8 protein-coding genes and 1 pseudogene are annotated in these 14,202 nt (G+C 63.9%); 3 read left to right on the top strand and 6 right to left on the bottom strand.

Features of this window, described 5'->3' with window-relative positions:
• Nucleotides 1–35 precede the first annotated feature (35 nt).
• Both ACAM51_RS05060 and ACAM51_RS05055 read left to right on the top strand, forming a co-directional pair.
• Nucleotides 36–1,472, top strand: a complete 1,437-nt coding sequence (locus ACAM51_RS05060) for an NAD-dependent succinate-semialdehyde dehydrogenase (protein WP_369642904.1) — start codon at nt 36–38, stop codon at nt 1,470–1,472.
• Between the two features lie 441 nt (nt 1,473–1,913).
• A pseudogene (locus tag ACAM51_RS05055) lies at nt 1,914–3,098 on the top strand (DUF4347 domain-containing protein); the annotation flags it as partial.
• 93 nt (nt 3,099–3,191) lie between these two features.
• On the opposite strand, the gene ACAM51_RS05050 reads toward ACAM51_RS05055, so the two are convergent.
• Nucleotides 3,192–4,136, bottom strand: a complete 945-nt coding sequence (locus ACAM51_RS05050) for an IS481 family transposase (protein ID WP_369642903.1) — start codon at nt 4,134–4,136, stop codon at nt 3,192–3,194.
• A gap of 116 nt (nt 4,137–4,252) precedes the next feature.
• On the opposite strand from ACAM51_RS05050, the gene ACAM51_RS05045 reads away from it, so the two are divergent.
• Nucleotides 4,253–6,877: an IPTL-CTERM sorting domain-containing protein gene (locus ACAM51_RS05045; protein WP_369643770.1), complete on the top strand. Its 2,625-nt coding sequence runs from the start codon at nt 4,253–4,255 to the stop codon at nt 6,875–6,877.
• Nucleotides 6,878–7,011: 134 nt separating this feature from the next.
• Here the strand turns inward: ACAM51_RS05045 and ACAM51_RS05040 are convergent, their stop codons facing one another.
• The 5 genes from ACAM51_RS05040 to ACAM51_RS05020 all read right to left on the bottom strand — a co-directional run bounded on the left by ACAM51_RS05040 (nt 7,012) and on the right by ACAM51_RS05020 (nt 14,104).
• A complete protein-coding gene (locus ACAM51_RS05040; RefSeq protein ID WP_369642902.1) occupies nt 7,012–8,220 on the bottom strand; it encodes an FAD-dependent oxidoreductase in 1,209 nt (402 codons plus the stop codon).
• A gap of 5 nt (nt 8,221–8,225) precedes the next feature.
• Nucleotides 8,226–8,639 carry an FdtA/QdtA family cupin domain-containing protein gene (locus ACAM51_RS05035; RefSeq protein WP_218295419.1) on the bottom strand — a complete coding sequence of 138 codons (414 nt, stop codon included), beginning with the start codon at nt 8,637–8,639 and terminating at the stop codon, nt 8,226–8,228.
• Complete coding sequence (locus ACAM51_RS05030) at nt 8,639–9,448, bottom strand: glycosyltransferase family 2 protein (RefSeq protein ID WP_369642901.1); 810 nt, start codon at nt 9,446–9,448, stop codon at nt 8,639–8,641. Before ACAM51_RS05030 ends, ACAM51_RS05035 begins: the two co-directional genes overlap by 1 nt.
• Nucleotides 9,449–9,683: 235 nt before the next feature.
• On the bottom strand, nt 9,684–11,861 hold the full coding sequence (locus tag ACAM51_RS05025; RefSeq protein ID WP_369642900.1) for a TonB-dependent siderophore receptor: 2,178 nt from the start codon (nt 11,859–11,861) through the stop codon (nt 9,684–9,686).
• 113 nt (nt 11,862–11,974) lie between these two features.
• Nucleotides 11,975–14,104 carry a TonB-dependent siderophore receptor gene (locus ACAM51_RS05020; RefSeq protein ID WP_369642899.1) on the bottom strand — a complete coding sequence of 710 codons (2,130 nt, stop codon included), beginning with the start codon at nt 14,102–14,104 and terminating at the stop codon, nt 11,975–11,977.
• Nucleotides 14,105–14,202 lie beyond the last annotated feature (98 nt).

Here is a 14,202-nt window from a genome sequence, read left to right as displayed (position 1 = left end):
GTCCGTACCACCGTTTTGTCATCAGGAGCCTTTGCATGAGCTACCCCAGCACCCAACTTTTCATTGCCGGTCAATGGCAGGATGCCGCCGATGGCAAGACCATCGCGGTGTTCAATCCGTCCACCGGCCAGGAAATCGGCCGCGTGGCCCATGCCGGCAAGGCCGACCTGGACCTGGCGCTCGCCGCCGCGCAAAAGGGATTCGAGGCCTGGCGCGACATGCCCGCCGCCGAACGCGCCAAGACCATGCGCCGCGCCGCCGCGCTGATGCGCGAGCGCGCCGAGGCGATTGCGGCCGTCATGGTGCAGGAGCAGGGCAAGCCCCTGGCCGAAGCCAAGGTCGAGACCATGGCTTCGGCCGACATCATCGAATGGTTCGCCGACGAATCCCTGCGCGTGTACGGCCGCATCGTGCCCTCGCGCAACCTCAAGGCCACGCAGATGGTGCTCAAGGACCCGGTGGGCCCCGTGGCGGCCTTCACGCCCTGGAACTTCCCCATCAACCAGGTCGTGCGCAAGCTCGCCGCCGCGCTGGCCGCGGGCTGCTCCATCCTGGTGAAGGCCCCCGAGGAAACCCCCGCCAGCCCGGCCGAGCTGATCCGCGCGTTTGCTGATGCCGGCGTGCCCGCGGGCACCGTGGGCCTGGTGTATGGCGACCCGGCTGAAATCTCCAGCTATCTCATTCCGCACCCGGTCATCCGCAAGGTCACGTTCACGGGTTCCACGCCCGTGGGCAAGCAGCTGGCGGCGCTGGCCGGCAAGCACATGAAGCGCGTGACCATGGAGCTGGGCGGCCATGCCCCCGTGATCGTGGCCGAAGACGCCGACCTGGAGCTGGCCATCAAGATCGGGAGCGGCGCCAAGTTCCGCAACGCGGGCCAGGTCTGCATCTCGCCCACCCGCTACCTGGTGCACGAGAGCATCCGTGCCGAGTTCGTCGCGGCCTTCGCCAAGTACGCCCAGGGCCTGAAAGTGGGCGACGGCCTGGCCGCCGGCACGCAGATGGGCCCGCTGGCCAACCCGCGCCGCATCACCGCCATGGCCGACCTGCTGGCCGACGCGGTGCAGCAGGGCGCCAAGGTGCTGGCCGGTGGCGAGCGCATCGGCACCGAAGGCAACTTCTTCCAGCCCACCGTGCTCAACGACGTGCCGCTGTCCGCCCGCATCGTCAACGAAGAACCCTTCGGCCCCGTGGCGGCCGTGCGCGGCTTCGAGAAGATCGAGGACGCGATCGCCGAGGCCAACCGCCTGCCGTTCGGCCTGGCCGGCTATGCCTTCACCACCTCGCTGAAGAACGCCCACCTGCTGGCGCAGCGGCTGGAAGTGGGCATGCTGTGGATCAACCAGGCTGCTGCTCCTGCCGCAGAGCTGCCGTTCGGCGGCTTGAAGGATTCGGGCTACGGCTCCGAAGGCGGCCCGGAGGCCATCGAGGCACACATGAACACGCGCCTGGTGTCGATCATGAACGTGTGAGACAACGCGAACCCGATAAAAAGGCCCCGGCCGGTGATCACCGGCCGGGGCCTTTTTTTGTTTTTTGGGTGGCTTTTCTGCAGCGGGCGGCGGAACGAGAAGACGCCGGCCGGGTCATTCGCCATGTGGTTTTTGTCTGGTGTTGCATTTCAAGCGCTTTATTGCTGAATTTAATATATCAATGGTTATTTATAAGGAATCATGATTTACTGCATTCAATTTCAAATTTACTGATTGCAATTAGTGAAAAAAATCAATGAGGGATATCTGGGGAAAAAATTTTCAGAAGTTGTTTTTCTCCGGGCGCTGTGGGTGGCGGGTTTTTTCTGGATATTGGGGGCGGCTTCTTCGCTGGCGTTCGCCGCGGCGCTGCCGACCCCTGCCCTGGCACGCACGGCGGTACTTTTCATTGAAGATGATGTGGCCCACCACGAAGCGTTGATGGCTGGCGCGGGTTCAGCGGCAGAGGTTGTCGTGCTGGATGCCAGGACTGATGGCTTGCGCCAGATGGCCGACGCGCTGTCGGGCCGCAAGAACATCTCCGCCATCCATTTGATCTCGCATGGTGCGCAAGGTGCATTGGCCCTGGGCTCGCTGACCCTCGACAGCCAGGCATTGCGGGGGAGGGGCCCGGACCTCGCGCGCATTCGCGAGGCGCTTGGCGACGAGGCCGACCTGCTGCTGTACGGTTGCGAGGTGGGGCGGGGCGCTGAAGGCCAGGCATTCATAGCCCTGCTGGCCGAGGCAACCGGTGCACAGGTGGCCGCGTCCACCAACCTCACGGGTGATGCCGGTCAAGGCGGCGACTGGCTGCTGGAACACCGTACCGGCCCATTGCGCAGCACGGTCCTGGCCTTCCCCTCGTACCGCCATGTCCTGCCCACCGTCGCTGGCACCTTGTCGATCAATCCGACCCTCGCGGACAACACCTTCACGGTCTCCAAGTTCCTCGACAGCAATCTCTCGGCCCAGATCCATTTTCCCAACATCGAATACGAGATCTACTTCGCCAACGTCGGCAATACGCTCAGCGGCAGTGTCACGAACTTCGACCTGACCAGCAGCGGCAGCAACTCCATGCTGATCTTCAGCACCTTGAACGCGGTCGGCGCGCTTGTCATCAAAAGCCAGTTGAACCGTCTGTTCGGCATCACCAGTTTCGTCATCCAGGACGTGCAGGCGCTGGGAGCGACCTATACCGCCACCGGCTACCGCAACGGCGTGGCAACGGGTGCCGGCCATCCCTTTGTTGCCGATGCGGGCGGCTCCAACGTCACCGTCAATCTGCTGGCGGACTTCGGAAATGTCGACGAGGTCCGGATCACCACCACTGGCAGCGCCGGAGCGCCCAACCAGCTGTGGCAGGAAGGTTTCAACAACTTCGTGTTCACCGAGCCCACCGGCAATGCCGACTTGAGTGCCCTGTCGGCGTCGTCTGGCGGCTTTTCATTCTTGGCCGCCACAACCAGCTACGGCTTTACGGTCGCCAACGCAATAACCAGCACGACTGTCACGCCAACGGTCGACACTCCGGGCGCACCCGTCACCGTCAACGGTGTGACCGTTGCCAGCGGCACCGCCTCAGGGGCTATTGCGCTGAACGTCGGCTCCAACACCATCACCACCGTCGTCACGGCTCTCGACGGGAGCACCACCAAGACCTACACCATCACCGTCACGCGCGCGGCACCGCCCTCGAGCAATGCCAACCTGAGCAACCTAGCTGTTGATTCTCAGGAGGTTGTTCATGGCCGGAATGCGGCTGATGGGCGGCTGATGGTTGAGAGCGGAGTGTGGTCGACACCAGTTGTAGCCGTCAATGAATGGCTGCAATGCAGCTTGGCGCTGGGCTGAACTCTCGTAGGGTCTGGCATAGGCCCATTCGCGCAAACTGGTCTGCACGAAGCGCTCGGCCTTGCCGTTGGTCTTGGGCGTGTAGGGCCGTGTTCGGATGTGCCGGATGCCCAGTTCCTGGCAGGCTGCCCCGAAGGTGTTCTTGTAGCCCGCGCCGTTGTCGGTCATGACGCGCTCGATGCGCACGCCCAGGCTGGCGTAGTAGTCCACGGCCTGGCGCAGGAACTGCACGCAGCTCGGGGCCGTCTCATCGCCCAACACCCGGGCGAAGGAGACCCGGGAGTGATCGTCGATGGCCAGATGCACGGCGTCCCAGCCGATGCCTCGGTTGCGGTGCTGGCGCTGGCCCGTGATTCGGTGGCCCACGCCCTGGATGCGTCCCAGGCGCTTGGTGTCGATGTGCAGCAACTCGCCAGGGCTGGCCCGCTCATAGCGGCACACGGGCACGGGCGGTTGCAAGGCGCTCAAGCGGCTCAAGCCCAGGCGGGCCATGTGCCGGGCCACGGTGGACAGGCTGCGGCCGCACTCGCGGGCGATGCGCCACAACGGCAGGCGTTGTCGGCGGTGCAGTTCGAACTGGCTCACCTGTTCGGGGCGGCAAGCTGTGGGGCTGTGATGCGGTCGCGAGCTTCGATCACACAGCCCTGCTGTGCCTTCGGCCCTGAAGCGGGCCAGCCACTTGAACCCGGTGCGGCAGCTCACGCCCATGGCCTGGGCGGCCGCTGTCACGCACCAGCCTTCGTCCAATACCCTGCTGACCAGCAGGGCTCGACCCGCAGCCGTCAAGCGGGCATGCTTATGACTGTTCATCCGTCTCTCCTGACTTGAGTTGCTTGGCCTGGTAACCACAGCTTCCCAAATCCGAGACGGATGAACAACCTATTGAGACATCACACCTAGCGCTCTCGGCAGGTACTTTGAACCCCGTGTTCGCCTCGGGCACCACCTCCTACACGGCCAGCGTGCCCTTCACTACAACATCGCTCACCGCCATGCCCACCGTGGCCGACGCCACTGCCAGCGTCACCGTCAACGGGGTCGCTGTCACCAGCGGCAATGCGTCGGGGGCCATTGCGTTGGCAGTGGGCTCCAACACGATTACCACCGTCGTGACCGCCCAGGACGGCACCACGACCAGCACCTACACCGCCACGGTCACCCGCAGTGCTGCGTCGGGCAACAACCAGCTGGGCGCGCTGTCGCTTTCAAGCGGGACCCTGGCCCCGGTGTTTGCCTCGGGCACCACCGGCTACACGGCCAGCGTGGGCAATGCCACCACGTCGCTGACCGTCACTCCGACCGTGGCCGACGCCACTGCGAGCGTGACCGTCAATGGCGTGGCCACCACCAGCGGCAACGCCTCGGGCGCGATTGCGCTGAACGTCGGCAGCAACACCATCACCGTCACCGTCACCGCGCAGAACGGCACGCCGCTAAGCTACACCGTGACCGTGACCCGGGCCGGGTCGTCCAATGCCGACTTGTCTGCGCTGTCGCTGTCCAGCGGCACCTTGGCGCCTGTGTTTGCAGCTGGCACCACCAGCTACACGGCCAGCGTCAGCAACGCCACCACCTCGCTCACCGTGACCCCGACCGTGGCCGCCGGTACCTCCAGCGTCACCGTGAACGGTGTGGCCACGACCAGCGGCAATGCCTCGGGCGCGATTGCGCTGAATGTGGGCAGCAACACCCTGACCACGGTCGTTACGGCCCAGGACGGCACCACGACCAAGACGTATACCGTCACCGTGACCCGTGCCGCGTCGTCCAACGCTGAGTTGTCTGCGCTGAGCCTCTCTAGCGGCACTTTGAGCCCGGTGTTCGCGGCGGGCACGACGGGCTATGTCGCCTCCATCGCGGCCGGCACCTCCAGCCTTACCGTCACCCCCACCGCGGCCGCTGGCACCTCCAGCATCACCGTCAACGGGGTGGCTGTCACCAGCGGGGCCGTCTCGGGTGCCATCGCGATGAACCCGGGCAGTAACACGGTCACCATCGTCGTCACCGCCCAGAACGGCGCGACCAAAAGCTACACCGTGACCATCACGCGCGCGCTGCCTTCGAGTGACGCTGATCTGTCTGCGCTGTCCTTGTCCAGTGGCACCTTGGCGCCTGCCTTTGCCGCTGGCACCACCAGCTACACGGCCAGCGTCGGCAACGCCACCACCTCACTCACCGTGACGCCAACCGTGGCCGATGCCACTGCCAGCGTCACAGTGAACGGGGTGGCCACCACCAGCGGCAATGCCTCGGGCGCGATTGCGCTGGCGGTGGGTGCCAACACCGTTACCACCGTCGTGACAGCGCAGGACGGCACCACCACCAAGACCTACACGGTGACGGTGACGCGGGCGGGATCGGGCGACGCCAACCTGTCGGCCCTGGCCTTGTCGGGCGGCAGCATCAGCCCGGCGTTTGCGCCGAGCACCACGGGCTACACGATGTTGATCGCGGCCGCGACCACCAGCATCACCGTCACGCCGACGGTCAATGAACCGAACGCAGCGGTGACGGTCAACGGCGTTGCCGTGGCCAGCGGCAATGCCTCCGGCGCCATCGCCATGAACACCGGTGCGAACACCGTCACGGTCGTGGTCACCGCGCAGAATGGCACCACCAAGACCTACACGGTCACCGTGACGCGTGCGGTCTCGTCGAATAACGACCTGGGCGCATTGTTGTTGTCGAGCGGCACCCTGAGCCCGGTATTCAGCGCGGCCCAGCAGAACTACACCGCTACCGTGCCCGACAGCTCTATCACCGTCACCCCCACCGTGGCCGATGGCAGTGCGAGTGTCATGGTCAACGGCGTTGCCACGCCCAGCGGCAACGCGTCGGCCCCCATTGCGCTGAACGTCGGCAACAACGTGGTCACTGTGCAAGTGACCGCCCAGAGCGGCTCCACCAAAAACTACACGGTCACCGTGATGCGTTCCCGCCCCACCACGGCGACGGGCATCAGCCCCACCGGAGGCGGTACGGTGAATGCCAGCCTGTCGGGGCCGGCTGGCTGCGGTTTTGACCAGGCGAATTTCATCCCTCGCACGGGAGGCGCGGGCTCGCCGCCTTCCGGGGGCACGGCCGGGTATGTGTTTCCCCAGGGCTTATTCGATGTGATCGTCGGAGGTTGCCCCAACGGTGCCGCCGTGACCATCACGCTGACTTATCCGCTGCCGTTCCCATCCGGCGCCGTGTACATGAAATACGGCCCTACGCCGGGCCAGGGTGCTCCCCACTGGTACCCGTTCCCCGGAGCGACGATCACCGGCAACACAGTCACGCTGGTACTTACGGATGGCGGCTTGGGGGATGATGATCTAGCGCTGAATGGCGCTATCCCGGATCCGGGCGGTGTGGCACTGGCCGCGGCCTCTACAGGGATTCCAACGCTTTCCCGGTGGGGTGTGCTGTTGTTGTCCTTGATGCTGGCTGCAATAGCCGTTCTGTGGACTGGTGCCCCGTCTCGTGAACAACTTGTACTTATCGCGCGTACCAGTGAGGTATCTTTGAAACGGAGATACCGCGATGAGGACAGGCAGACCGAAGACTGAACTGGTGCTGTCGGATGAGGAGCGTTCGCAGCGGCTGTCGTTTGCTCGACGCCGCTCGCTGCCTGCGGTGGTAAGCAATCAAGGGAATTTTTAGAAACTATCAATCACACCGAAATGTGATAGTTATTCCACGTTCATATGATATTTTCTACCAGTGCCTGAGCCAGGGCGGGCGCCGTTGAGTATTTTCCAGTGTCGATGGAAATATAGTTCCCCAATTTTGTGGTTCCATAATCAGAACGGCGGTGCAGCGTTGATTTTCGATCCGAAAGTGCTCCTTGGCCGGCGGCAAAAACCCATCCACCTTCAAGGGTGGAACGCTCTGCTTGCTCGCGGATTTTCGCTACCCACGGCAATAAGGCTTGAAGATGATTGAGAATGGAATTCGATATATCCTCAGCATCTTTGGAAGCTAAATGAGGCTCCGGTGGTGAAATGTCAGAGCTGTCTACACGCAAACCATCGGGATACCAAGAGAGGTAAAAATCACGCCCGTTGTAGTTTTTTATGTCTCCGAATGGTCCGGTGGCGATGACAGCGCAAGGAGTATGAACCGGTTCTGCAGTGCGTAAGAAAAGCGATTGACGGTATCTGTTCGACCAAACTCCTGTCGGCTCTAGCCCCGCAGTTCGATCTATCGCTAAACGACCTTGCCAGAGCGAGTTTATTATGTAGTCGTATGGGCCAAATATGCCTGCGGAAGTCTCTATTTTCCACGTGCCGTTGATTCCAACCTCTGCGGGCCGTGCAGCCATGACACGGGTTCCCATAAATTGTTGAATCAATTTTTCAGCGCCCATCGCCGGTATAAACCGCTCAGCGACCCAATTGGTATCAACGGATCTTTCTGGAACCCGAAAGCCTGCAACAATATCTGGCGACGATGTGAAGCCAGCCAGTTCGGAAGAGCTCAGCTGGTGAATCCGACTTTCAGACGCATCTGCTAGATATCGCGCTGCATCTGGGTGGGATCGCACGCGCTCAACGACTTTCTCCATGTACGTCTTCATTTCCGATGCTGAAGTCACGGATTTGCGATGGCAAAAAAACAGGTCGTCTTCGGAGGTAATGGCCGGAGCGAGGGACGTGCCGATCAATTCCTCTATCAATGGCCGAAATCTGAGACCGCCGGGAATCACATGATCCGCCGTGCTTAGCGATGGATCTGCGCTGTAGAGGCACCCCAAGTGGATTTTTCCTTCGTTCCATCGGCTTGCCGCACTGAACGGTTGTTCAGCCATATCGAAGATGGATACTTCGATCCCTTTGCGGGCAAAAAACAGCGCTGCAGAGCAGCCCATGATTCCAGCACCAAGGATGGCAATTCGGGGGGGATTTCGCATATGTCTTAATTCCAGGTCGAGACATATGATCCGGGATCATAGGGCTCGCTGGCCAATACTAAAAGTGAGGAATCCGAAACCAAATAAGTCTGGCGGCACCACACGCCAGCTCCTAAAAGGAGGCCTGGTCCGGCTGGTGTCAGCACAGTATCCACTTCTTCGTGCCCCTTTCTGAGCAAGAGGCCGATCTTTCCATGCAAGCAAATGAGGAGTTGTTCCCCACTGCGGTGGCCATGCTCCCCCCGAATGGATCCGGTTGGGGCATCTGTCACTGTGAATGCGCGGCGTGGCGTGAAGGGCAGGCTATCAAAATCGAGGGGCAGCAGATTGCCTCGCTCATCAGTGTGAGTGGGAAGGTCAATGAAGCGGACTCGCCCCCCAAACCAACTGGAACAGAGGTTTGGAGCGATGGTGTTCATCACTTTTCCTCTTTTTTGAGATCTGGATTGTTTTGATAGAGCCATCTCGCCAAAGGGCTGGCGAGCGTCATTTTTTGCTCAGTAGTGAGGTTGGAAATCCAAATTTCCCGCATTATCGCGGCGTAGACTTCATAGCGTTGGCGTTTGGAGAATTCCCAACTTCTGGACAAGCTACCGGGTTTGTAGTATTTGTAGCATAGAGTTTGAGGAATGCGTGCGAATTCTCCCAGCAGGCTCATGTGGAACAGCCACGGCCAATCTGCGGAAAATTCTCCTGCGCGATGGGTTTTGAGGCCGTTGATTTGCCGCGCTTGATTTAGGCGAAATAGTCCCCGATTAGGTACCCACCATTTATTACTCCCACTCATCATGAGTGCACCCCGTTGGACCGGGTCGCGAACACCCTCAAGCTCCGTGAATATCCAGTGCTCTTGAGTTCCGTTGGTGTTTGTCAAGTGTACGTCCGAATAACTCATGACAACCTCTGGCCGCATGTCCAGCACTTCTGTCAGCAGTTTGATGTATTCGGGTTTTAGGATGTCATCGTGAAACGCAAACAGTACATAATCTGCGTCAGTCTGATCAAGTAAAAAGTTGCAGTTGCCCACATAACCTAGTCGATGCGGTTGCAAGATCACCCTGAAGCGCGAGTCTTTCTGAGCATGCGCCATGCAGATCTCATAAGTTGAATCACTGCATTCATCTACAGAGACGATAACTTCCAGGTGAGGGTAAGTCTGCGCGGAGAGGCAGTCGAGGGTTGCTTGAATGAATGCCGAAGACTGCCACGCCGGGACAAGCGCGGCCACTTTCGAGGGCTTTGGACTAGGTTGCATGGGCTTGGTAAAGTGAACTCCAGTTCTCAGTGTAGTAGAGCCGAATGGGATCGCGGAGGGTTTGCCAGCCTACGTCGTGTTGGCCGCTTGCGTGCATGCCGCAGCACAGTCGGGTGGGCTAGTTCGGGATGCACCGCGACCCGCAAAAGCCTGAATACCTCCCGGAAACCGCTTGCGTCTGCTGCTCGCGGCCTCCCCTTTCTGACCATCAGAACCGGTACGTCGACGTCAACGTGTACGTCCGAGCCTGTCCATAGAAGCAATCTCCCCGCGCCAGGCACTGCGTGATGTGCACCTTGTCCGCCAGGTTGACCACGTTGAAGGCCACGCGCCAGTCGCCGGCGTCGTACGCCACCATCGCATCGGCCAGGGTGGCGGCCGGGGTGCTGATGGCGCTGGTGCCGCTCCACTGGGAGCCGGTGTAGCGCACGCCGGCGCCCACCGTCCAGCCACCGCGGCCTTCGCTGGCAAAGCGGTGGCTCAGCCAAGCCGATGCGGTGTGCTTGGGCACGCTGGCCACGGGGGTGCCCTGGTCGCCGGCGTTGCTGCGGCTGATCTTCGCGTCGGTGAAGGCGTAGCCCAGGGTGAAGTCCCACTGGCGGGCCAGGCTGGCCTGCACTTCGGCTTCGAACCCACGCACCTTGACTTCGCCGATCTGCAGGCTGTTGAGCGGGTTGCCCGGGTCGTTGGTCTTGCGGTTCTTCTCGCGCAGCTGGTAGACCGCCGCGAAGGCGCTGATGCCCTGGCCGGCGGGTTGCCATTTCACGCCGGCTTCCCACTGCTCGCCGCGCTGGGGCTTGAAGGCCGTGCCGTACGCGTCCACGCCGCCCAGCGGCTGGAAGGACTCGGAATAGCCCGCGTAAGGTGCCCAGCCGCCGTCCATCTGGTAGGTGAAGCCTGCACGCTTGGTCCAGGCCTTGTCATCGACCGCGGCTGCAGGGCGCCCCACGGTGTCGGTCTGGGCGCTGTCGTGGCGAAGGCCCAGCGTGGCGGTCCAGCGGTCCCACTTGATCTGGTCCTGCAGGTAAAAGCCCAGCTGCTTTTGCACCACGTTCGGTTGCCGTACCAGCTGCGCCGTGGTGGGCGGCGTGAAGTTGCCGTACACCGGGTTGTACACGTCGATGGCCGGTGCCACGGCGCGCCAGGCCTGCTGGCCGGTGTGGTTGCGCTGCACGTCCAGGCCTGCGAGCAGGGTGTGGTCCGCGCTGCCGGTCTTGAGCTTGCCTTCGAGCTGGGTGTCGATCAGCAGCATGCGGCCGGTGTTGATGTTCCACACCGCGTCGCGCACGACGGTGCGGGCGTCGCTGTTGAACACGGGGCGCGCGGGGCGGCCCGTGGCGGCGTTGGCGGTGAAGCTGGTGTAGATGGTGCGGTAGTCCACCTCGCTCACGGTGCGGCGCAGGTTCTGGCGCACGGTCCAGTCCGCGTTCAGGCGGTGGCTGAAGAGGTAGCCCCAGGAGTTGTTGGTGGTGTCGAAGGCGTCCCAGCCCGGCTCGCCGATGAAGGTGTTGCGCGGGATCTGGCCGTAGCGGCTGGCCAGCTGCGTGCCCTGCCACGGGAAGAAGCCAATGAGCGATCCGCTCTGGTCTTTCTGGTGCAGCGCCTGCAGCGTGAGCGAGGTGTCGGCGTTGGGCTTCCAGGTGAGCGAGGGCGCGAACACCAGGCGGTCGTCGTCCACATGGTCCACCTGGCTGCCGCTGTCGCGGCCCACGGCCACCAGGCGGTAGAGCCACTGGCCGTCCTGGTCGAGCGCACCCGTCAGGTCGGCGGCGATCTGCTTGCGGGCGTTGTTGCCCAGCTGCAGCTGCACCTCGCGCTGCGTTTCGGCCTGCGGGCGTTTGCTGGTGAGGTTGAGCACACCACCCACGCTGCCCTGGCCGTACAGCACCGAGGTCGGCCCGCGCAGAAACTCCACCCGCTCCAGCGTGTAGGGGTCGGGCCGGCTGGTGTTGTACGTGCCGTAGGTGCGCAGCAGGCCGTCCTGGTACTGCGACACGGTGCCGCCGCGTGCGGCGAAGCTGTCCACGCGGCTGTCGAAGTAGTTCGACACCGCCCCGGCCGTGTACGCCGTGACCTGGCGCAGCGTCTGCACGCCCTGCGCCTCGATCTGGTCGCGGGTGATCACGCTGATGGCCTGAGGGGTTTCGATGAGGGGCGTGTCGGTCTTGGTGGCGCTCAGCGCCCGTTTGGCGACGAAGCCGGTGACCGGGGCGGTGGGGCTTTCCTGTTCGCTGCCCGCACTCACGGTGACGGGGGCCAGGGCCTTGTCGGCCGTGGGCGCGGCCGTGCCTTCGGTGGCGGCCTGCTGGGCGTGGGCGGCGCCGCACAGGGCGAGCAATGCGGCCTGCGCGATGGCGGTGCGGCAGGCGGTGGTGCCAGGTCTCATGGTGCTGTTTCTCCGATGGTTGAAAACTCTTCAAGCCCGAGGCGCAAGGCTTGCGGGGGCAAGCGCTGGCCTGCGGTCAGGTGATGGGGTGGTGCGGACGGTGTGGCGCGCCCTCAGAACGTGTAGTCCAGCGACACCTGTACCGTGCGCGGCTGGCCAGGCACCACGGTGCCAAAGCCGGCGGCCGTGGCCGTGCCGTCCAGGTAGTAGCGGCGGTTGCCCGCGTTCTTCAGGTTGGCCTGCAGCCGCACGCCGCCCGCGAACTGGTAGCCCACGGCCAGGTCGACCACGGTGAAGCCCGGCAGGCACCACTTGTTGTCGTTGGCGGTGAACTTGTCGCCCTGGTGCACCAGGCCGCCGCCGACCCACAGGCCGGGCAGTTGCGGCAGGCGGTACTGCGTCCACAGCGATGCGTTGCGGCGCGTGGCCAGCGCGACACGGTTGCCCACGTTGGCACCGGCGGTGGTGTCGGACAGCACCTTGGGGTCGTGGAAGCTCGCATTGGCCGTCACCGTCCAGCCGGGGGTGATGCGGCCTTGCAGCTCCAGCTCGATGCCCTTGATGCGCTGGCGGGCGGTCAGCACCGAGTAGCCCGGGTGCTGCGGGTCGGTGGCGGGCGCGTTGGTCAGCTCCAGCTCGAAGGCCGACACCGTGGTCATCAGGCGCTGGTCCAGCCATTCCTGCTTCCAGCCCACCTCCAGCTGCTTGCCCTCCGACGGCGGCGCGGAGCGGTCGCCCCACAGCAGCGTGCTGGTGTTGGCCTGGAACGAGCGCGCATGGCTCGCGTAGAGCATGCTGCCGGGGCGGGGCTCCCAGCTGATCGCCGCGCTCGGCTGTGTCTTGCTCAGGTCGGTGGCGGGCGTGGAGTACGCGTCCTTGAAGCGGTCGTGGCGCAGGCCCAGCAGCAGGCCGAAGTCGCCGAGCACCATGCGGTCCTGCACGAACACGCCGGTGTTGCGCGCGTCCGAGGACAGCCGGGACACGCCGGTGGACGCTGCGGGTGGCACCAGGCCCGTCACCGGGTTGTAGAGGTCGACGGCACCCAGGTTGCCGGTGGCGCGCGCGCCGTACACGCCCTGGATGGTGCGCCAGTCCACGCCGGCCAGCAGGGTGTGTTGCACCGGGCCGGTCTGCACCTTGGCGCGCAGCTCGGCCAGCGCGGTGTCCGACGTGTATTCCTGCCCGGGTGCCAGCCAGTAGCCGCGCGGAACCCGGCCGTTGGCCGCAGGGCCCATGGGCGAGGGCAGGTTCACGTTGCGGTTCGTCTCGTTGCGCGACAGGTGCACGCGGCCCTGCAGCGTGTCGGTGAAGCGGTGCTCCAGCTCGGTGGAGTAAAAGTGCATGCGGCCGTCGGTGGTCAGCCACGGCTCGCCGTAGAACGCGCCCACCGGCAGCACGTCGGCGCTGCGCGGGTTCTTGGGGTCGGGCACCGCCAGGCCCACGGTGGAGACGCCGTCGATGCCCTGGTACTCGGCCTGCGCGCGCCAGACGGTGTCGGGCGTGATCTGCCACTCCAGGCTGCCGGCGATGCCCTGCTTGCGCGGGGTGTTGCCGTCCACGAAGCTGCCGCCCCGGCTGGCGCCGCCATCGAGCCGGTAGCGCAGCGTGCCGTCGGCGTTGAGCGGGCCGGTGAGGTCGAACTCCGCATGGCGCCAGCCGTCGCTGCCCACGCCGACCTTCACGTTGCGCAGCGCCTCGGCCTGGGGCCGCTTGCTCACGTAGTTGACGAGGCCGCCGGGCGCGACCTGGCCGAACTCCAGCGCGGCAGGGCCCTTGATGACCTCGACCCGCTCGATGTTGAACAGTGGCGGGTCCAGCAGGTGGACGAACTTGGCGCCGTCGCGCAGGAAGTTGAAGGTGTTGTTGGCCCACAGCCCGCGGATGGAGAACTGCGAGTACGAGCCGTAGTACTCGCTGCGCATCGACACGCCCGAAGCGTTGCGCAGCACGTCGCGCTCGGTCGTGGCCATCTGCTGCTCCAGCAGCGCGTTGTCGATCAGGCTGACCGACCGGGGCGTCTCCAGCACCGACAGGCCCAGGCGCGAGCTGCTCTGGGCGCGCCGTGCGGGCGTGGCGGCCGCGCCCGCGGTCGAATCGACCACATCCACCTGGCGCATCGATGGCGCCGCTGTGGGCGGGGCGGCGGGGTCTGGCGCCGCGCCGGTTTGTGCCAGGGCTGTACTGCACAGGGCCAGCAGGGCGGCGTGGGCCACGGCGGTGCGCAAAAAGTTCGGTTGGATCATGATGCTATGTTTTTAATAGCTTCTAGCGCTTGTATATCTAGCGTTAGGTGGCAATTTGATGCTGAAAAATGGGCGTGAAGCGGCCCACATGAACCCGC

The organism is Acidovorax sp. A79 (genome assembly GCF_041154505.1).
Taxonomy (GTDB): Bacteria; Pseudomonadota; Gammaproteobacteria; order Burkholderiales; family Burkholderiaceae_C; genus Acidovorax.
Note: the sequence above shows the minus strand (reverse complement) of the source record. Positions and strands in the feature narration are given on the sequence as shown.